General features: G+C 52.5%; 18 protein-coding genes and 1 pseudogene. 9 read left to right on the top strand and 10 right to left on the bottom strand.

The features are described from left to right. Nucleotides 1–225: 225 nt before the first annotated feature. The 5 genes and pseudogenes from rseC to rseD all read right to left on the bottom strand — a co-directional run bounded on the left by rseC (nucleotide 226) and on the right by rseD (nucleotide 3062). Entirely contained in the window at nucleotides 226–690 is a 465-nt protein-coding gene (gene rseC, locus FDX09_RS08040) for a SoxR-reducing system protein RseC (protein WP_137347035.1), read from the bottom strand. Further along, a complete protein-coding gene (gene rseB / locus FDX09_RS08035; protein ID WP_038642710.1) occupies nucleotides 687–1643 on the bottom strand; it encodes a sigma-E factor regulatory protein RseB in 957 nt (318 codons plus the stop codon). The genes rseC and rseB overlap by 4 nt, the downstream gene beginning before the upstream one ends. Beyond that, the gene (gene rseA / locus FDX09_RS08030) at nucleotides 1643–2293 is read right to left on the bottom strand and encodes an anti-sigma-E factor RseA (RefSeq protein ID WP_008785497.1); all 651 of its coding nucleotides are present in this window, start codon (nucleotides 2291–2293) and stop codon (nucleotides 1643–1645) included. Before rseA ends, rseB begins: the two co-directional genes overlap by 1 nt. A 31-nt stretch (nucleotides 2294–2324) precedes the next feature. Beyond that, nucleotides 2325–2900 carry an RNA polymerase sigma factor RpoE gene (gene rpoE / locus FDX09_RS08025; RefSeq protein ID WP_003037573.1) on the bottom strand — a complete coding sequence of 192 codons (576 nt, stop codon included), beginning with the start codon at nucleotides 2898–2900 and terminating at the stop codon, nucleotides 2325–2327. After that, nucleotides 2897–3062 (bottom strand): annotated as a pseudogene (rseD, locus tag FDX09_RS08020) (rpoE leader peptide RseD). Before rseD ends, rpoE begins: the two are co-directional and overlap by 4 nt. A gap of 263 nt (nucleotides 3063–3325) precedes the next feature. On the opposite strand from rseD, the gene nadB reads away from it, so the two are divergent. After that, entirely contained in the window at nucleotides 3326–4948 is a 1623-nt protein-coding gene (gene nadB / locus FDX09_RS08015; RefSeq protein WP_038642714.1) for an L-aspartate oxidase, read from the top strand. On the opposite strand, the gene trmN is transcribed toward nadB, so the two are convergent. Next, nucleotides 4933–5670 (bottom strand): tRNA(1)(Val) (adenine(37)-N(6))-methyltransferase TrmN, encoded by a 738-nt coding sequence (gene trmN / locus FDX09_RS08010; protein WP_061382218.1) that lies wholly within the window; start codon nucleotides 5668–5670, stop codon nucleotides 4933–4935. The genes nadB and trmN overlap by 16 nt on opposite strands. 132 nt (nucleotides 5671–5802) lie before the next feature. Here trmN and srmB point away from each other — a divergent pair, with 132 nt between their 5' ends. Continuing rightward, complete coding sequence (gene srmB, locus FDX09_RS08005; protein ID WP_038642718.1) at nucleotides 5803–7131, top strand: ATP-dependent RNA helicase SrmB; 1329 nt, start codon at nucleotides 5803–5805, stop codon at nucleotides 7129–7131. Between the two features lie 18 nt (nucleotides 7132–7149). On the opposite strand, the gene FDX09_RS08000 is transcribed toward srmB, so the two are convergent. Next, the gene (locus FDX09_RS08000; RefSeq protein ID WP_137347034.1) at nucleotides 7150–8046 is read right to left on the bottom strand and encodes a LysR family transcriptional regulator; all 897 of its coding nucleotides are present in this window, start codon (nucleotides 8044–8046) and stop codon (nucleotides 7150–7152) included. A 102-nt stretch (nucleotides 8047–8148) separates the two neighbouring features. Between FDX09_RS08000 and eamB the strand changes: the two genes are divergently transcribed. Continuing rightward, the gene (gene eamB / locus FDX09_RS07995) at nucleotides 8149–8736 is read left to right on the top strand and encodes a cysteine/O-acetylserine transporter (protein WP_038642722.1); all 588 of its coding nucleotides are present in this window, start codon (nucleotides 8149–8151) and stop codon (nucleotides 8734–8736) included. A gap of 78 nt (nucleotides 8737–8814) precedes the next feature. Here the strand turns inward: eamB and grcA are convergent, their stop codons facing one another. Further along, nucleotides 8815–9198, bottom strand: coding sequence for an autonomous glycyl radical cofactor GrcA (gene grcA, locus FDX09_RS07990; protein WP_005121223.1), 384 nt, complete (start codon nucleotides 9196–9198; stop codon nucleotides 8815–8817). 317 nt (nucleotides 9199–9515) lie between these two features. On the opposite strand from grcA, the gene ung reads away from it, so the two are divergent. Further along, nucleotides 9516–10205, top strand: a complete 690-nt coding sequence (gene ung, locus FDX09_RS07985; protein WP_042306632.1) for a uracil-DNA glycosylase — start codon at nucleotides 9516–9518, stop codon at nucleotides 10203–10205. 34 nt (nucleotides 10206–10239) lie between these two features. Here ung and FDX09_RS07980 read toward each other — a convergent pair whose 3' ends face one another. Further along, nucleotides 10240–11319, bottom strand: coding sequence for a tRNA/rRNA methyltransferase (locus FDX09_RS07980; protein WP_038642726.1), 1080 nt, complete (start codon nucleotides 11317–11319; stop codon nucleotides 10240–10242). Nucleotides 11320–11526: 207 nt separating this feature from the next. On the opposite strand from FDX09_RS07980, the gene trxC reads away from it, so the two are divergent. The 5 genes from trxC to FDX09_RS07955 all read left to right on the top strand — a co-directional run bounded on the left by trxC (nucleotide 11527) and on the right by FDX09_RS07955 (nucleotide 17248). Then, nucleotides 11527–11946, top strand: a complete 420-nt coding sequence (gene trxC, locus FDX09_RS07975) for a thioredoxin TrxC (protein ID WP_003037559.1) — start codon at nucleotides 11527–11529, stop codon at nucleotides 11944–11946. Nucleotides 11947–12015: 69 nt separating this feature from the next. After that, complete coding sequence (gene tapT, locus FDX09_RS07970) at nucleotides 12016–12714, top strand: tRNA-uridine aminocarboxypropyltransferase (RefSeq protein WP_069324430.1); 699 nt, start codon at nucleotides 12016–12018, stop codon at nucleotides 12712–12714. A 36-nt stretch (nucleotides 12715–12750) separates the two neighbouring features. Further along, nucleotides 12751–15411 carry a protein lysine acetyltransferase gene (gene pat, locus FDX09_RS07965; RefSeq protein WP_137347033.1) on the top strand — a complete coding sequence of 887 codons (2661 nt, stop codon included), beginning with the start codon at nucleotides 12751–12753 and terminating at the stop codon, nucleotides 15409–15411. 114 nt (nucleotides 15412–15525) lie between these two features. Further along, nucleotides 15526–16881: a CDP-diacylglycerol--serine O-phosphatidyltransferase gene (gene pssA / locus FDX09_RS07960; RefSeq protein ID WP_038642732.1), complete on the top strand. Its 1356-nt coding sequence runs from the start codon at nucleotides 15526–15528 to the stop codon at nucleotides 16879–16881. A 43-nt stretch (nucleotides 16882–16924) separates the two neighbouring features. Beyond that, nucleotides 16925–17248: a YfiM family lipoprotein gene (locus FDX09_RS07955; RefSeq protein ID WP_061382238.1), complete on the top strand. Its 324-nt coding sequence runs from the start codon at nucleotides 16925–16927 to the stop codon at nucleotides 17246–17248. On the opposite strand, the gene FDX09_RS07950 is transcribed toward FDX09_RS07955, so the two are convergent. Then, entirely contained in the window at nucleotides 17245–18543 is a 1299-nt protein-coding gene (locus FDX09_RS07950) for an MFS transporter (protein ID WP_061382224.1), read from the bottom strand. The genes FDX09_RS07955 and FDX09_RS07950 overlap by 4 nt on opposite strands. Nucleotides 18544–18935: the final 392 nt, after the last annotated feature.

Raw genomic sequence — 18935 nt, 5'->3', positions numbered from 1 at the left:
AAGTCGCTGATCTGAGCTTAACGTCTGTTTAAGTGAAACGCCGCATTCTACACTACAACGCTGAGGCGAGGAAACGTTCATAGAGCAAGGATAGCGGGAACTGGAAACAACCTTACAAAGTCGGTGAAACTTTTGCCGGATGGCAGCATAAACGCCTTATCCGGCCTACGCCTGCATCTGAAAACGCGGTAGGCCTGATAAGCGCAGCGCCATCAGGCAAAGATATCACTGCTGGGTTTCAACGCGAATAAGATCGGGCGGGAGGGCAACGTTCAGAATGACCGGCTGCCAGGCTTCACGTTCAGCAAGCTTACGGGAATATCCGCGGGCGATCAGGAATCCGCCCACGCCACCCAGTACAGCCCCGCTTAAAGCTGCCAGGTCGGAGCCAAACAGCACCTGGAACAGCGCCGCGAAAAGAAAGAGCCCCGCCAGCGGAGACATATAAACCAGCATCGCCGATCCCAACAGGCTCCTCTCGGCAATGCCCAGCTCAACTTTTTGACCAGGGGCCAATGGCTCATCGCTGGGTACCACAATAGTGTGCGTGGTCTGCGGTCCAAGTTTATTCAGCACGCGGCTCCCGCATCCGGCCCGGGAAGCACAGCTGCTACATGACGCTTTCACATCACAGCTGACCGTCGCCAGACCATTTTTCCAGGAAACGACTGTCGCCCACTCTTTGATCATTGTGCGGCCCTGAACTTAATATTGTCCGCGATACGCTTCGCCGTTTGTGGCGGCAGTTCGCCCACTATCGTAATTTCCGCGTTATCACGCACGCTGGTGCTGACCGTTCTACGCCCGGTTCGCAGCAGTTGATCGGTGCTGTTTTGCGTCGCGCGGTTTACGTTCACGGAGAAACTGAACAGGCCATCCGAATAAAGGCGTGATTCAATCGGCATGTTATCCATGGTCGGCAGCGGACGTCGACTGCTGGAGACTTCACTAAAGCCTTGCGGCACCCATGACGGACTCCAGTTGAAGTTGGTTTTTTCACCCGCAGGAACCGACAGCAACGGCGGTAGATTGGCTTTCGCCAGCGTCTGCATGCTGTCGCTAACGCCGTTGTTTACGGTAAAGGCGATGACGCGGAACTGTTCCAGCGTTTCGCCATCACGATCGAGAAGATCGACACGCATCGGTAGCTTGGTTTCGGTGTCCATCCAGACGATATAGCTGTAACGCGTGCCGTCACGAGCGACAACGCGGATCACTTCACAGAGCCGATCGGCAATGCGAGTGCGGCCTACTGAAATAAAATCATAGTAGGGTGCAAGGCGTTTGAAGTCGGTATAAATCAGGGATGGCAATGAATCAACGATATAGTCGCCGTTCAGCGTGAACGGTTCGAGCCCAGGCTCGAAATAACTTATTTCATTGCCGCGTTGCACCACTTCCCGGCGCGGTCCATCCAATTGCAACAACTGCGCTAACGGACGGTTATCCTGGCGGGCATGGCGATAACGTAGGGATTCAACACCCTGTTTATTGATGCTGACAAATGACAGCTCATAGGTTAGCGACTGGCTGGCCAGATTCATCTGCTGCAACAACGCCCCGGACGCAGGATTGGCCGAGGCGTTTACAGAGAAGAACAGGCTACCAGCCACAAGTGACATGGCAAACCAAAGTTGCTTCATTACTGCGATTGCGTTCCTAAAGTTTGAATTCCTGGCACCTGCACAGCGGCTTGCTGTGTTTGCGCCTGCTCAAACTGAAGCTGTTCAGAGTGCAGTCGACGTTGCAGTTCGTAATCCTGCAACATGGCATTAATACGACGACGCTGCTCCTGTACCTGCTGTTGCTGACCGCCGCTGGCTGTCGCGTCAGAAGGTACACCCAGGCTTACCGGACTGGCTTTACCCATCATCGGTAATGTATTAAATACCGGCGTTTCGGGCTGCTGGGACGTTTCAGATTGACCGTTATAGTGCTGGACGCCAACAATAACTGCAAGTGATACACACGCGGCCACCCCCATTTGGGTAAGCTGCGCGGCCCACGGACGCATTTTCTTCCAGAATGGCATTTTCTGCCACTGGTGCGGTGCTGGCTGGGCCTCAGGAATCAATGGCGCCGTCTGACGTACTGGCTCATCCTGGATGGCAGCCATTACGCGGGCGGAAATATCGAAATGGAGAACGTCGGCGGTATCACCTCGCATGGAATCGCGAATCAGGTGATAACTCTCCCAGGTTTTTTGCATTTCCGGGTCGTGAGTCAGCTCTTTAAGCAACTCAGTATCCAGCGTTTCACCATCCATTAAAGCGGAAAGTTTTTCTTTCTGCATGCCTAATACCTTTTCCAGTATCCCGCTATCGTCAACGCCTGATAAGCGGTTGAACTTTATTATCAATAGCTTCCCTCGCTCGGAAGATACGTGAACGCACCGTACCTACCGGACAATCCATGATAGCGGCTATCTCTTCATAGCTCAGGCCATCCAGCTCCCGCAAGGTTATTGCCATGCGTAAATCTTCCGGGAGGGACTCAATAGTTCGGAAAACTATCTGTCTCAGTTCTTCTGACAACATTAAGTTCTCAGGGTTCGAAATTTCTTTCAGTGCACCGCCACTTTCGTAGTTTTCTGCTTCAATCGCATCTATATCACTGGAAGGTGGACGACGCCCCTGAGCGACCAGGTAATTCTTCGCTGTATTGACTGCGATACGATACAGCCAGGTATAAAAAGCACTATCCCCCCGGAACGAGTCCAGCGCACGATAGGCCTTGATAAATGCTTCTTGTACTACATCGGGTACATCGCCCGACGGTACATAGCGAGAAACCAGACTCGCCACCTTATGCTGATAGCGGACTACCAGTAGGTTAAAGGCTTTCTGATCTCCCTTCTGGACCCGTTCTACCAGGACCTGGTCCGTTAACTGCTCGCTCATCCGAGGTAAAGTCTCCCCAAACCAAATTTCCACGCGCTGTCGAAACGCCACTCCATAAGCTTCACTATGAGCAAGCAAATGCTTAGAGTGCTCAAGTTTCGTAAAGTTCCGTTACGCATTTGTTTTTTGTTTGTCATGTTGTAGACAGGTCTTATCTCTCATTATAAGTCTACATAACCCGATCAACGCACTATCTGTAAGAAATGCCCATTTCACCGCTTGCAGAGTAACCCAACGGCCACTTTATTTCATCACATAATCTGATGCTAACGGCCTGCTTCACAAAATAATTTTGCTCATTTCGGCCTCGTCATACTTTTCCTTTCATGTTTAGCCATTGCAACACATTTAAAAATAAAACGTGCAGCAACGCGTATTCTGGTGCTATTGTGAGCAAACACTGTTTAGTAAATTAAACAAACATTATGAATACAACTCCTGAATTATCCTGTGACGTGCTGATCATTGGCAGCGGAGCTGCCGGACTCTCGCTAGCGCTGCGGCTGGCTGAGAAACATCAGGTTATTGTACTGAGCAAAGGTCCTGTTAGCGAAGGCTCGACGTTTTATGCTCAGGGTGGTATTGCCGCGGTTTTCGATGAAACCGACAGTATCGACTCCCACGTTGAAGACACGCTGGTTGCCGGGGCCGGACTTTGCGATCGTCATGCGGTAGAGTTTGTCGCCAGCAATGCCCGCACCTGTGTGCAGTGGCTTATCGATCAGGGTGTGTTATTTGATACGCAGGTTCAGCCCAACGGTGAAGAGAGTTATCACCTGACCCGTGAAGGCGGTCATAGTCATCGACGCATCCTGCATGCTGCGGATGCTACCGGTAAAGAAGTCGAAACCACCCTTGTCAGCCAGGCGCAAAATCACCCTAACATACAGGTTCTGGAGCGCAGTAATGCCGTCGATCTGATTGTCTCTGATAAAATCGGCCTGCCGGGAACGCGTCGGGTTGTTGGGGCCTGGATCTGGAATCGTAATAAAGAAGCTGTCGAAACCTGCCATGCGAAGTCAGTGGTGTTAGCTACCGGCGGCGCGTCAAAAGTGTATCAGTACACTACCAATCCGGATATCTCCTCGGGGGACGGGATTGCGATGGCCTGGCGCGCGGGATGTCGTGTCGCCAATCTTGAATTTAACCAGTTTCATCCAACGGCGCTGTATCATCCGCAGGCGCGCAATTTCCTGTTGACCGAGGCGCTGCGTGGCGAAGGCGCGCACCTGAAGCGCCCGGACGGCTCGCGCTTTATGCCCGATTTTGACGAGCGTGGCGAACTGGCTCCCCGCGATATCGTCGCCCGTGCCATTGACCACGAGATGAAGCGTCTGGGCGCTGACTGCATGTTCCTCGACATCAGCCATAAACCGGAAGCATTTGTTCGTCAGCATTTCCCGATGATTTATGAAAAACTGCTGGGACTGGGCATCGATTTGACCAAAGAGCCGGTCCCTATCGTCCCTGCCGCGCACTATACCTGCGGCGGTGTGATGGTTGATGACTTTGGCCGCACGGATGTCGACGGCCTGTATGCCATCGGCGAAGTGAGCTATACCGGCCTGCATGGCGCCAACCGTATGGCGTCGAACTCATTGCTTGAGTGCCTGGTTTACGGCTGGTCAGCCGCTGAAGATATCGACAGGCGAATGCCTTACGCACGCGGTGTCAACACACTTCCCGCCTGGGATGAAAGTCGTGTGGAAAATCCGGATGAGTTGGTGGTGATTCAGCATAACTGGCATGAGCTGCGCTTATTTATGTGGGACTACGTCGGGATTGTGCGTACGACTAAGCGTCTGGAGCGCGCGCTGCGCCGTATCACCATGCTGCAACAGGAAATCGACGAGTATTACGCCCATTTCCGCGTGTCGAACAATTTGCTGGAACTGCGCAACCTGGTGCAGGTTGCCGAGCTGATCGTACGCTGCGCAATGATGCGCAAAGAGAGTCGGGGCCTGCACTACACGCTGGATTATCCTGAACAACTTCCCGAGTCAGGCCCGTCCATCCTCTCGCCGCTAAGTCATCACATAAACAGATAAAACGCCTGGGTCAGCGCCGTGTAACCTTCAGAGTAACGTTGGTCTGGCCCACGGATAAACAACCTGTCGCTAAAGCACTCCCCGGCCTGCGGGGAGAATGCCAACAATACACGATGTGGTAGCCGGGCCTCAGTTTCTGCCACATCCGTACGTAAACGCAAATGCCAGCCCATACTTAATGCCTGCTGGGTAAAGGCGTTACCAATTTGTTCCGGCAGCACGACACAAAAAAAACCATCTTCTGTAATACTCCCCGCCGCCAGCGCCAGCAATGCTTCATGATCGAGCGCAGTCGTGTAACGTGCCTGTTCGCGCTGCGGCGTGGCGCATTCCACTCCCTGTTCATAATAAGGTGGATTGCTGATAATCAAATCAAAACGCACGGTCTGGCGTGGTATCCATTGCTGCGCATCTGCTGTATGAACGCTGACGCGATGCATCCACGGAGATTGCGCGATGTTCTCCTGCGCCTGCTGCGCGGCGTCAACATCAAGCTCCACGGCGTCAATGATGACATTTTCATCAGTACGCTGGGCCAGCATCAGCGCCAACAGGCCGCTCCCGGTACCAATATCCAGGATCCGTTTTACGCCCGCAACGGGGGCCCAGGCCCCTAATAAAATACCGTCCGTTCCGACTTTCATCGCACAACGATCATGCGCCACAAAAAACTGCTTAAATGTAAATCCATTACGTCTAAGTACGGATGTAGACTGGGGCATGGAGAACAACCTTCCTGGGGAAAAAAGACGATAACATAGGATAAAAACAATACCTGAGAAGCTATATCCATACAAACAGATGAAGATTGCAGCCGTAACGTCTATAATCAGCGCCCCACACAGAGGTAGAACATGACTGTAACGACTTTTTCCGAACTTGAACTCGATGAAAGCCTTCTGGATGCCCTCCAGGAAAAAGGTTTCACTCGCCCGACCGCCATTCAGGCTGCCGCCATTCCGCCTGCGCTCGATGGCCGTGATGTACTCGGTTCTGCGCCGACAGGCACCGGTAAAACGGCGGCATATTTGCTGCCAGCGTTGCAGCACCTGCTCGACTTCCCGCGCAAAAAATCTGGCCCACCGCGCATTTTAATTCTGACGCCAACGCGCGAACTGGCGATGCAGGTTGCCGACCACGCCCGTGAACTGGCGAAGAATACGCATCTGGATATCGCCACAATTACCGGCGGCGTGGCTTACATGAACCATATGGAAGTCTTTAGCGAAAACCAGGATATCGTGGTCGCCACCACCGGTCGCCTGCTGCAATACATCAAAGAAGAGAATTTCGACTGCCACGCGGTTGAAACGCTGATCCTCGATGAGGCAGACCGTATGCTGGACATGGGCTTTGCCCAGGACATCGAACATATCGCCGGAGAAACCCGCTGGCGTAAGCAGACGATGTTATTCTCTGCCACGCTGGAAGGCGACGCGATTAAAGATTTTGCCGAGCGCCTGCTGGAAGATCCGGTTGAGGTTTCGGCGGATCCATCGACCCGCGAACGCAAGAAGATCCATCAATTTTACTACCGTGCCGATGACATCGAGCACAAAACGGCTCTGCTGATCCATCTGTTAAAACAGCCGGAAGCGACCCGTTCGATTGTTTTTGTACGTAAGCGTGAGCGTGTGCACGAGCTGGCAGGCTGGCTGCGCCAGGCTGGCATTAATAACTGCTATCTCGAAGGCGAGATGGTACAGATCAAGCGTAACGAAGCGATCAAACGCCTGACCGATGGTCGTGTGAACGTACTGGTTGCGACCGATGTTGCCGCTCGCGGGATCGACATTCCTGATGTTAGCCACGTGTTTAACTACGACATGCCGCGCAGTGGTGATGCCTATCTACACCGCATTGGCCGTACCGGCCGCGCTGGCCGTAAAGGTACCGCGATTTCTCTGGTTGAAGCGCACGACCACCTGCTGCTTGGCAAAGCGAGCCGCTATATCGACGAACCGCTGAAAGCGCGCGTTATTGACGAACTGCGTCCGACAACTCGCGCGCCAAGTGAGAAATCTAACGGCAAGCCGTCCAAGAAAGTGCTGGCGAAGCGCGCCGAGCAAAAAGCCAAAGAAAAAGAGAAACCGCGCGTGAAGAAACGTCACCGCGACGCCAAAAATATCGGCAAGCGTCGTAAGCCGAGCGGAACGGCTCCCCAGCAGTCCGACAAAGAGTAAAACCGTATGCCGGGCCGTTTAGCCCGGCATTTTTTCATGCGTCGCAAAGCTCTCTTCAATACACTCAATAAACACCCGCATCGCCGGGCTAACGACTTTTCCAGCATGATAACCGCACAATGCCGTAATTAACTCCGGCTGTTCGCTGAACGGTAACTCAACCAATTCCCCTGAACGTAGCTCCTTCTCAACGGCAAAACGCGGCAAAAAACTGACGCCAAGATTTGCCGATACGCAGTGCTTGATGCTCTCAATACTCCACAACTCAATCGTATTTTCCAGCGTAATATGACGCTTACGCAGTAGCCCTTCGAAGCGTTGTCTGAAAATACATTGCGGTTCATTAATGATAAAGCTGCAGGGAATGTGCTGGTGATGCCGGGTGAAATCAACGTGCTGCAGCAGAGGCGACGCAACCAGCGCCAGTGACTGATCGCCCAGCGGTATCATCTCAAGTGCATCATCATTACCAACACGATAAAACACGCCCAGATCAACCTCATCACCGAGCAACGCATCGCGAATGACATAGCAGTTGAGCGACTGTAAGGACAACCGCACATGAGGCGCGCGTTGTTTAAATCGCTGTAGAACCTGCGGCATTTTATACGCCAGCAGCGTTTCGCCGGTCGCAACGCGTAGATCGCCGCTCGGCTGCGCATCCTGCTGCGCTGACTGACGAATCGATGCCATCACGCGGGTCAGGTCGTGTATATGCGGCATCAACCGTTTGCCCTCACTGGTAAGACACATTCTGCGGCCAATTTTTTCGAACAGTTGCACCGAAAGCTCTTGCTCAAGCTGTTGAATATGAAACGTCACGGTCGATTGCGTACAACAAAGCTTTTGTGACGCCCGCAGGAACGACCCCTCTTCCACCACCGTTTTTAACGTAATAAACCGACGTAAATCCATCCGCACCAACCCATCGAAAATATCGAACTCAGAATGCAAAAACATTCATTTTTTTAAATGTTTTGACTCGGGTACTGTCTACCAAAACAGAGGAGATAACAAGTGACCCCCATACTTTTAAGCGCATTCTGGACCTATACATTGATTACCGCGCTAACCCCCGGCCCAAATAACATCCTTGCGCTCAGTGCTGCGACGTCACACGGTTTTCGCCAGAGCACGCGCGTGCTTGCCGGGATGAGTCTGGGCTTTTTAATCGTCATGCTGATATGCGCCGGGATTTCGTTTTCGCTTGCGGCGATGGATCCTGCCATCATCCACTGGCTCAGTTGGGCAGGTGCGGCATATATCTTGTGGCTGGCATTGAAAATCGCCACCAGCCCGGCGGCAAACGATAATTTGCAGTCCGAACCGATCGGCTTCTGGGCGAGTTTTGGCTTGCAGTTTGTTAACGTCAAAATCATTTTGTACGGCATTACCGCGTTATCCACGTTCGTACTGCCCTATACGCAGGATGCACACTGGCTGATTGGGGTGAGTATTCTGCTGGCGCTGATCGGCACCTTTGGTAATGCATGTTGGGCGCTGGCAGGCCATCTTTTTCAGCGCCTCTTTCGCCGTTACGGCCGACAGTTGAATATCATTCTGGCGCTGCTGTTAGTGTATTGCGCAGTACGAATTTTTTACTAACGGATATAAAAAAGCGGAAGACGCGCTGGCATCTTCCGCTTTTGATTCTCTGCTAAACGGGGTTATTCCCCGCGAGCCTTACAGGCTCTCAGTAAAGGTACGAGCAATAACGTCGCGCTGCTGTTCTGGGGTCAGAGAGTTGAAACGTACCGCATAACCAGAAACACGGATGGTCAGCTGCGGATATTTTTCCGGATGCTTAACCGCATCTTCCAGCGTTTCGCGACGCAGAACGTTCACGTTCAGGTGCTGACCACCTTCCACGCGAACTTCCGGCTGTACGTCTACCGGCACTTCACGGTATTCGATTTCACCCAGTTTGCTGACGGCAACGACGTCATCCGCATTGAAACCTGCTTTCGCAACGATGCAGCGTGCTTCGCCTTTTTCGCTGTCCAGCAGCCAGAAAGAGTTCAGCAGGTCGTCGTTTGCAGCTTTAGTAATCTGGATACCTGTAATCATTTGATGCCTCCCCGGCAAAATTATTTGATCTCGGTTGGCCGTCATCCGGCCAATTGGTAAAACCATTGTTGCTTGAGTGTATATATACCCCTCACACACCCTTGAATCTTTGATTTAAATCAACAAAAACCACACATGAAAAGTGGTGATAGGTGGATTTTATTGTTTTACATCAACTTACGCCACGTACACAGCTAAACTTTTTACATAAATTTTCAACTATCTTTAAGGCCCATGCCGTTGAGAAACGTACAGAATTTTGCGACGTGGTAAGAAGCAGTTAAGCTAGAGGGATTGAAAATTCGCAGGAGAGCGAGATGGCCACCGAATTAACCTGGCACGATGTGCTGGCAGATGAGAAACAGCAGCCTTATTTTGTTAACACGCTACATACTGTCGCTGGCGAGCGTCAGTCGGGTATGACAATTTACCCGCCGCAAAAAGATGTGTTTAACGCTTTTCGCTTTACCGAACTTGGCGACGTGAAAGTCGTCATCCTGGGGCAGGATCCTTACCACGGTCCAGGCCAGGCACACGGTCTCGCGTTCTCTGTTCGTCCGGGTATTGCCACTCCCCCCTCGCTGCTGAACATGTACAAAGAGCTGGAAGCGACGATTCCTGGCTTCACGCGCCCAACGCACGGTTATCTGGAAAGCTGGGCACGTCAGGGGGTATTGTTACTGAATACCGTACTCACCGTCCGCGCCGGTCAGGCACATTCGCACGCCAGCCTGGGCTGGGAAACCTTCACCGATAAAGTCATCAGCTTGATTAATCAGCATCGCGAAGGCGTCGTTTTCCTGCTCTGGGGTTCACATGCACAAAAGAAAGGCGCGATTATTGATACCCAACGTCACCATGTGTTGAAAGCGCCGCACCCGTCACCGCTCTCCGCGCATCGTGGTTTCTTTGGCTGCAATCACTTTGTACTGGCTAATGAATGGCTGGAACAACGAGGTGAAAAACCGATTGACTGGACGCCGGTGTTACCTGCAGAAAGTGAGTAAAAAAAATGCCAGCGATTCGCTGGCATTTTTATTATCAGGCTTTGTTCTGACGCCACCACTCCGCGAGCAGTACGCCGGTTGCCACAGATACGTTGAGCGTTTCAACGTTACCCGTACCGTCAATCGCCACGCACAGGTCGTCGGCTGAGCATGCCGCTTCCGGCAGCGCTTCACGCTCACGCCCTAATACCAGCACCATTTTTTCCGGCAGCGTGGTAGTAAACAACGGTTTGCCTTTCACGCTTGAGGTCATCACTACCGTGTAACCTGCCTTACGGAAGTCGTCCAGCACATCGACAATGCTGTCACCGGTGATCGGCTGAACATGCTCTGCGCCACCTTCAGCGGTACGGATTGCCGCACCTGATTCCAGCAGCGCCGCATCCTGTACCACCACGCCTTTCACACCAAAGTGGGCGCAGCTACGCATCATTCCGCCCAGGTTGTGCGGGTTAGCGATGTCTTCCAGAGCCAGTACGCAATCCTGCGCCCCAGCCTGACCCACCCACTGCTTAACGGTGGTACCGTTACGTTTTTTGATCAGGAAACAAACACCGCCATGGTGCTCAGTACCGGAGGCTTTCGCCAGCTCAGCTTCATCAACCACATGGTAGGCTTTACGGTTTGCCGCCATCCAGCGTAATGCTTCTTTAAAGCGCGGGGTGACGCTCTGCACGAACCAGGCGCGAACAATAGCGTCCGGACGACTCTGGAACAGAGCCTGACAGGCATTTTCACCGTAAACGCGGGTTTCTTCCGCGCGCTGACGACGTAAGACTTCAGGATCGATAAAACTCTTGCCGCTAATGCCACCATGATCGGCTTTATCCTCAGCATCATCATTCGGTGCGCGGGATACGGTACGCCATGGTGAATCTTCACGTCTGCGATCGCGTTCTGCATCGCGGTCACGACCACGTTCACGGCCGCGTTCGCTGTTCGGACCCTTTCTGTCATCACGGGCAGGGCGACGACCGCCTTCGGCTCGGGAAGTACCGGGGCGTCCGCCGCCTTTACCAGTACGTGGATTTTGGGTGCGTTTATCCGAGTCATCGTCACTGCGGACGTACATCACTTTGACCTTGCCGTTTTTGTTCTTCAGTTCGTCGCTCATGTTTTTCTCCACCTGCTCTGCGCGAAGCGCGCAGATTACCCGATGTGCACGTCGTTAGCCATTATTTCATTTAAAAGCTAAGGACTATTGTACTCATTGAATAAAACGCATTGTTGTTTAGAACAGACTCCCCGATAATATGTAACATAATAGAAACATACTGGCGTCACTGCCATGAAGTCCACACTACTCATCCAGAGGTTAGTTATGAATACCGTTTGTACCAGCTGCCAGGCTATCAACCGCATTCCCGACGATCGTGTCCAGGAAGCGGCTAAATGCGGACGCTGTGGTCACGACCTGTTCGATGGGGAGGTGATCAATGCGACCGGTGAAACACTGGATAAACTGTTAAAAGACGATCTCCCGGTGGTGGTTGATTTTTGGGCCCCCTGGTGCGGACCATGCCGTAACTTTGCCCCAATTTTTGAAGATGTCGCGGAAGAGCGTAGCGGTAAAGTGCGTTTTGTTAAAGTGAATACAGAAGCCGAACGTGAGCTCAGCGCCCGCTTCGGCATCCGCAGTATTCCGACCATCATGATCTTCAGAAAAGGTGAAATCGTCGATATGCTTAATGGCGCCGTACCTAAGGCTCCGTTTGATAGCTGGCTTAACGAATCATTATAATCTCTGCGGGGCGCATCTTGTGCCCCGTTTTCACCTCTGCGACAATAGCGTTTTTCAACGTGTTCCCCCATGACCGATAACGCAGTTCTTCAGTTACGCGCTGAGCGCCTCGCGCGCGCCACGCGTCCTTTCCTCGCCCGAGGTAACCGTATTCGTCGCTGCCAGCGCTGCCTGCTGCCGCTAAAGCTCTGCTTATGCGCAACATTAGTACCGTCTGAGGCCAAAAGCCGTTTTTGTCTGGTCATGTTTGATACCGAGCCGATGAAGCCCAGTAACACGGGACGTTTAATCGCCGATATTTTGCCCGATACCGCGGCTTTTCAGTGGTCACGCACCGAACCGCCGCAGGCGCTGCTTGAACTGGTGAAAAATCCTGATTACCAGCCGATGGTGGTATTCCCGGCTTCCTATGCGGGCGAAGAGCGCGAAGTGATTTTCACGCCGCCGACCGGCAAACCGCCGTTGTTTATTATGCTCGATGGCACCTGGCCGGAAGCGCGTAAAATGTTCCGCAAAAGCCCGTACCTCGACAACCTGCCGGTGATCTCCGTTGATTTATCGCGCCTTTCTGCTTATCACCTGCGTGGTATTCACGCCGAAGGGCAATACTGTACTGCCGAAGTCGCCATCGCTTTGCTGGATCTGGCTGGCGATAGGCAAGCTGCGGAAGGGTTAAGCGATCACTTCACACGCTTTAAAACCCGTTACCTGGCAGGAAAAACTCAACATCAGGGAAGCGTCACAGCAGACTCGACAGAAAGCGTTTAAAATCATTCGGTCACTGGTGTCATTAAGGAAGCCGATATGAGTCAACGTGGTCTGGAAGCACTACTGCGACCGAAATCCATTGCGGTGATTGGGGCGTCGATGAAGCCTAACCGCGCGGGTTACCTGATGATGCGTAATCTGCTTGCCGGCGGTTTCAATGGGCCAGTTCTACCGGTGACGCCCGCCTGGAAAGCGGTATTGGGCGTACTGGCCTGGCCCAATATCAGCAGCTTGCCTTTTAGCCCCGACCTCGCCGTGTTGTGCACCAATGCCAGCCGTAACCTGGCATTGCTCGAAGCGCTTGGCGAGAAAGGTTGTAAAACCTGCATTATTCTTTCGGCTCCCGCGGCCCAGCATGCAGAACTGCTGGCCTGCGCCTCACGCTATAAAATACGCCTGCTGGGTCCCAACAGTCTGGGACTTCTCGCCCCCTGGCAGGGACTTAACGCCAGCTTTTCCCCCGTCCCGATTAAGCGCGGCAAGCTGGCTTTTATCTCTCAATCCGCCGCCGTATCCAATACCATACTCGACTGGGCGCAGCAGAGAGAAATGGGCTTTTCTTACTTTATCGCGTTGGGTGACAGCCTGGATATCGACGTTGATGAGCTGCTGGATTACCTGGCGCGCGACAGTAAAACCAGCGCAATATTGCTCTATCTCGAACATTTGAGCGATGCCCGGCGCTTTGTCTCTGCCGCCCGTAGCGCCGCGCGCAACAAACCCATTCTGGTGATTAAGAGTGGCCGCAGCCCGGCAGCGCAGCGTTTACTGCACACCAGTGCAGGGATGGACCCAGCCTGGGATGCGGCTATTCAGCGCGCCGGTTTATTACGCGTGCAAGATACTCACGAGCTGTTCTCGGCGGTCGAAACCCTGAGTCACATGCGCCCGCTGCGTGGTGACAGACTAATGATCATCAGTAACGGCGCCGCGCCTGCCGCACTGGCATTGGATGAGCTATGGTCGAAGAATGGCAAACTCGCCACGCTGAGTGAAGATACCTGCCAGAAATTACGCGATGCGCTACCAGCCCATGTTGATATCGGCAACCCGTTGGATCTTCGTGACGACGCCAGTAGCGAACATTATGTAAAAACGCTGGATATTTTGCTCACCAGCCAGGACTTCGACGCACTGATGGTAATTCATTCGCCCAGCGCCGCCGCCCCCGGGACCGAAAGCGCGCAAGCGTTGATCGAAGCAGTAAAGCAGCATCCTCGAGGGAAATTTATCTCCTTACTAACCAACTGGTGCGGGGAGTTTTCTTCCCAGGAAGCCCGTAGGCTATTTAGCGAAGCAGGGGTGCCCACCTACCGTACACCGGAAGGAACCATCACCGCATTTATGCATATGGTTGAGTATCGGCGTAACCAAAAGCAACTGCGAGAAACGCCTGCGCTACCGGACTACCTGACCACGAACACCGCCGAGGCGCATAATCTGTTACAGCAGGCGATTGCCGAAGGGGCCACATCGCTGGATACCCATGAAGTGCAGCCGATTTTACAAGCTTATGGCTTACACACGCTCCCGACCTGGATCGCCAGCGACAGCGCAGAAGCTGTGCATATCGCAGAGCAGATCGGCTATCCGGTGGCGCTCAAGCTGCGTTCCCCTGATATCCCGCATAAATCGGAAGTTCAGGGGGTAATGCTCTACCTGCGTACGGCAACAGAGGTACAGCAGGCCGCGAATGCGATTTTTGATCGGGTGAAAATGGCCTGGCCGCAGGCGCGCATCCACGGTTTATTAGTGCAAAGCATGGCGAATCGCGCTGGCGCTCAGGAGCTTCGCGTCGTCGTTGAACACGATCCGGTATTTGGCCCGCTGATTATGCTGGGTGAAGGCGGGGTTGAGTGGCGACCAGAAGAGCAAGCCGTGGTGGCATTGCCGCCATTGAACATGAATCTGGCGCGTTATCTGGTGATCCAGGGGATCAAAAATAAGAAGATCCGCGCTCGTAGCGCACTACGCCCACTGGATATCGCCGGACTAAGCCAGCTTCTGGTGCAGGTATCCAACCTGATCGTCGATTGTCCGGAAATTCAGCGTCTGGATATCCATCCGCTGCTGGCCTCCGCCGATGAATTTACCGCGCTGGACGTCACGCTGGACATTGCCCCTTTCACGGGCGATAACGAAAGCAGATTGGCTGTACGCCCCTACCCTCATCAGCTTGAAGAGTGGGTTGAGTTGAAGAACGGCGAGCGCTGCCTGTTCCGCCCCATTTTGCCAGAGGATGAACCTCATCTGCAGCAGTTCATTTCTCAGGTAACCAAAGAAGATCTTTATTATCGCTATTTTAGTGAGATCAACGAATTTACCCATGAAGATTTAGCCAATATGACACAGATCGACTACGATCGTGAAATGGCCTTTGTCGCTGTGCGTTGTAGAGATAATCATGAAGAGATCCTCGGCGTGACGCGAGCTATCTCGGATCCTGATAACGTAGATGCCGAGTTTGCCGTCCTGGTTCGTTCTGATCTCAAAGGACTTGGACTGGGTCGCCGATTGATGGAAAAATTAATTGCCTATACCCGAGATCACGGACTTAGACGTTTGAATGGTATTACGATGCCAAACAATCGCGGTATGGTCGCCCTGGCCCGGAAACTCGGGTTCGTTGTTGACGTCCAACTCGAAGAGGGGATTGTTGGGCTAACGCTTAATCTGGCCCAATTTGAGGAATCGTGAGTAAGGTACTGGAAATGTTGACCACATTAATGGGTACTGGTGGTATCATTGCCCGCTTATGTCGTCTGCATAGCACAGAGGACCCTTCAATGAACAGAGAAGAAATGCACTGTGATGTTGTCAAAATTTAAGCGTAATAAACATCAACAACACCTTGCCCAACTACCCAAGATTTCTCAGTCAGTTGATGATGTAGATTTCTTTTATGCTCCCGCTAATTTCAGGGAGACTCTGCTGGAAAAAATCGCCAGCGCGACGCGACGGATCTGCATTATTGCGCTGTACCTGGAACAGGATGACGGTGGCAAAGGCATACTCGACGCGCTCTATGCGGCAAAACGGCAGCGTCCTGAACTGGATGTCCGGGTGCTTGTCGACTGGCACCGAGCCCAGCGCGGGCGCATTGGTGCTGCGGCATCTAATACCAATGCTGACTGGTATTGCCGCATGGCGCAAGAAAACCCCGGTATCGATATTCCTGTCTATGGCGTGCCGATTAACACGCGCGAAGCCCTTGGCGTTCTGCATTTCAAAGGCTTTATCATCGATGACAGCGTCCTGTATAGCGGCGCCAGCCTGAACGATGTTTATCTGCATCAGCATGATAAATATCGCTACGACCGTTATCAGTTGATTCGCAACGCGCAAATGGCCGATATCATGTTCAATTGGGTGGCGCAAAACCTGATGAATGGTCGCGGCGTTAATCGTCTTGATGATATCAATCGCCCTAAAAGCCCGGAAATTAAAAACGACATCCGCTTGTACCGTCAGGAACTGCGCGATGCGTCATTCCATTTTCAGGGAGATGCGGATAATGAACAGCTTTCTGTTACGCCTCTGGTTGGACTCGGAAAATCCAGTCTGTTAAATAAGACTATTTTCCACCTCATGCCCTGCGCAGAGCACAAACTCACAATTTGTACCCCTTATTTCAATCTGCCCGCCATACTGGTGCGCAATATCATTCAGCTGCTGCGTGAAGGGAAAAAGGTCGAAATCATTGTCGGTGATAAAACCGCCAACGACTTTTATATCCCGGAAGATGAACCTTTTAAAATCATCGGCGCGCTGCCCTATCTGTATGAAATTAACCTGCGCCGTTTCCTCAGCAGACTGCAATATTATGTGAATACCGACCAGTTAGTCGTGCGCTTATGGAAAGATGATGACAACACTTATCATCTGAAAGGTATGTGGGTTGATGATAAATGGATGCTGCTCACCGGCAACAACCTTAATCCTCGAGCCTGGCGTCTGGATCTGGAAAATGCCATCCTTATCCACGATCCTAAGCAAGAGCTGGCGCCCCAGCGCGATAAAGAGCTGGAGCTTATCCGCACGCATACCACCGTGGTTAAGCACTACCGCGACCTGCAAAGCATTGCCGACTATCCAGTCAAAGTGCGTAAGCTGATCCGTCGACTACGCCGTATTCGTATCGACAGATTAATTAGCCGTATTCTGTAACCAAGACCCCGTCACTGACGGGGTTTTTCATATGGAGGCAACGGTGCGCCTGTTTATTCTTACCAGTATCCTGGCTATTTCTGGCTGCAGCCACATGGCAAACGACCGCTGGAGCGGACAAGACAAAGCTCAACATTTTATTGCCTCCGCCATGCTTGCCGCAGCCGGTAACGAATATGCCCAGCATCAGGGTAACAACCGAGATCGCAGTGCGGCTATTGGTTTGATGTTCTCAATCAGCCTGGGCGCATCGAAAGAGCTGTGGGACAGCCGCCCCGCTGGGAGCGGCTGGAGCTGGAAGGACTTTGCCTGGGATGTTGCGGGCGCCTCAACCGGCTATGCAGTCTGGCAACTGGCGCATCATTAGAGGCGCAGCCCTTTTCCCTTCCCATGCAGCATCAGCGATACTAAAAATGCGACAACTGCCAGCGCGGTAACGTACCAGAAGAATGTGGTTTCCATACCGATGGATTTCAGGGATAAGGCAACATATTCGGCTGAACCACCAAACAGAGCATTCGCCACCGCATAAGATAACCCAACCCCCAGGGCACGCACCTGCGCCGGAAACATCTCAGCCTTCAGAATGCCGCTGATGGACGTATAGAAACTCACGATCAACAAGGCGCACATTACCAGAGCAAACGCCATATACGGAGACGTCACGTTTTGCAATGCAGTCAAAATGGGAACGGTGAAAATCGCAGCTAATGCGCCAAAGCATAGCATGGAAGTACGTCGGCCAATTTTATCTGACAAAGCGCCAAACAATGGTTGCACCAGCATGAACACACACAGTGCCGCCGTCATAATCCCGCTGGCTACGTTGGCATGCATACCTGCGGTATTAACCAGGTACTTCTGCATATAGGTTGTGAAGGTGTAAAAACACAGCGAGCCAGCAGCAGTAAAGCCAAGCACCATGATGAAGGCTTTGCGATTACGCCACAGACCTTTCAGAGAGCCCGCTTCTTTCAGCGCGCGAACGTCCTGTTTCGAGGTTTCATCCAACTGGCGACGCAGCCATAGCGCGACAATAGCTAACACGGCTCCCAGCGCAAATGGAATACGCCACCCCCACTCTCTGAGCGCTGAATCTTCTAAGGTTTGCTGTAAAATGACCACAACCAGTAATGCCAATAGCTGCCCGCCAATTAACGTTACGTACTGGAATGAAGCATAAAAACCTTTCTTACCTTCAATGGCCACTTCACTCATGTAGGTAGCGCTGGTCCCGTATTCGCCCCCGACAGACAGTCCCTGAAATAGTCTGGCCAGTAGCAATAGCGCAGGAGCCCAGGTACCGATGGTTTCATACCCCGGAAGACAAGCGATCACCAGCGATCCCATACACATCATACAAACTGACAGCAGCATGGATTTTTTGCGCCCGTGCTTATCAGCGATGCGACCAAACAACCAGCCGCCAATTGGTCGCATCAGAAAGCCTGCGGCAAAAACGCCGGCAGTCTGTAAGAGTTGCGTAGTGGTGTTTCCTGATGGAAAAAAGATATGAGCAAAATAGAGAGAGCAGAAAGAATAGATATAGAAATCAAACCATTCGACCAGATTCCCTGATGATGCTCCGACAATCGCCCAAATACGACGACGGGTATCGCCGTCTGTCAGCGTCCCGTTCTCAGTTACACTACTATCAGCCATTAGAATTATACCCCTGCCAAGGATCGCGTGAATTTATCAATGCTAGTTGTGTCTTTTTTGGTAAATTAAATGTTATATAATTGTTATAATTAATTATGCGATATAAGTCACGGTTTTAATTAGCACAGAAAGGATTCAGATATGTTCGAGGGGATAGCGTCGGAGGTCGCATAAGGCGACAGGCGGAGTTTATTTCACACAGACGCAAAAAAGCCCATCCGGCAGGACGGGCTTCTTCACTTGTTTGATGCCTGGCAGTTTATGGCGGGCGTCCTGCCCGCCACCCTCCGGGCCGTTGCTGCGCAACGTTCAAATCCGCTCCCGGCGGATTTGTCCTCCTCAGGAGAGCCCTCACCGACAGACAACAGATAAAACAAAAGGCCCGGTCTTTC

Origin of the sequence: Citrobacter sp. wls717 (assembly GCF_005280955.1) — a bacterium.
Lineage (GTDB): Bacteria > Pseudomonadota > Gammaproteobacteria > Enterobacterales > Enterobacteriaceae > Citrobacter > Citrobacter werkmanii.
This window is presented reverse-complemented; position numbering and strand designations above follow the sequence as displayed.

What these genes read in the sequence shown, in the direction of transcription:
- rseC (WP_137347035.1), bottom strand. Translation starts at nt 690, where the DNA reads ATGATCAAAGAGTGGGCGACAGTCGTTTCCTGGAAAAATGGTCTGGCG.
- rseB (WP_038642710.1), bottom strand. Translation starts at nt 1,643, where the DNA reads ATGAAGCAACTTTGGTTTGCCATGTCACTTGTGGCTGGTAGCCTGTTC.
- rseA (WP_008785497.1), bottom strand. Translation starts at nt 2,293, where the DNA reads ATGCAGAAAGAAAAACTTTCCGCTTTAATGGATGGTGAAACGCTGGAT.
- rpoE (WP_003037573.1), bottom strand. Translation starts at nt 2,900, where the DNA reads ATGAGCGAGCAGTTAACGGACCAGGTCCTGGTAGAACGGGTCCAGAAG.
- nadB (WP_038642714.1), top strand. Translation starts at nt 3,326, where the DNA reads ATGAATACAACTCCTGAATTATCCTGTGACGTGCTGATCATTGGCAGC.
- trmN (WP_061382218.1), bottom strand. Translation starts at nt 5,670, where the DNA reads ATGCCCCAGTCTACATCCGTACTTAGACGTAATGGATTTACATTTAAG.
- srmB (WP_038642718.1), top strand. Translation starts at nt 5,803, where the DNA reads ATGACTGTAACGACTTTTTCCGAACTTGAACTCGATGAAAGCCTTCTG.
- FDX09_RS08000 (WP_137347034.1), bottom strand. Translation starts at nt 8,046, where the DNA reads ATGGATTTACGTCGGTTTATTACGTTAAAAACGGTGGTGGAAGAGGGG.
- grcA (WP_005121223.1), bottom strand. Translation starts at nt 9,198, where the DNA reads ATGATTACAGGTATCCAGATTACTAAAGCTGCAAACGACGACCTGCTG.
- ung (WP_042306632.1), top strand. Translation starts at nt 9,516, where the DNA reads ATGGCCACCGAATTAACCTGGCACGATGTGCTGGCAGATGAGAAACAG.
- FDX09_RS07980 (WP_038642726.1), bottom strand. Translation starts at nt 11,319, where the DNA reads ATGAGCGACGAACTGAAGAACAAAAACGGCAAGGTCAAAGTGATGTAC.
- trxC (WP_003037559.1), top strand. Translation starts at nt 11,527, where the DNA reads ATGAATACCGTTTGTACCAGCTGCCAGGCTATCAACCGCATTCCCGAC.
- tapT (WP_069324430.1), top strand. Translation starts at nt 12,016, where the DNA reads ATGACCGATAACGCAGTTCTTCAGTTACGCGCTGAGCGCCTCGCGCGC.
- pat (WP_137347033.1), top strand. Translation starts at nt 12,751, where the DNA reads ATGAGTCAACGTGGTCTGGAAGCACTACTGCGACCGAAATCCATTGCG.
- pssA (WP_038642732.1), top strand. Translation starts at nt 15,526, where the DNA reads ATGTTGTCAAAATTTAAGCGTAATAAACATCAACAACACCTTGCCCAA.
- FDX09_RS07950 (WP_061382224.1), bottom strand. Translation starts at nt 18,543, where the DNA reads ATGGCTGATAGTAGTGTAACTGAGAACGGGACGCTGACAGACGGCGAT.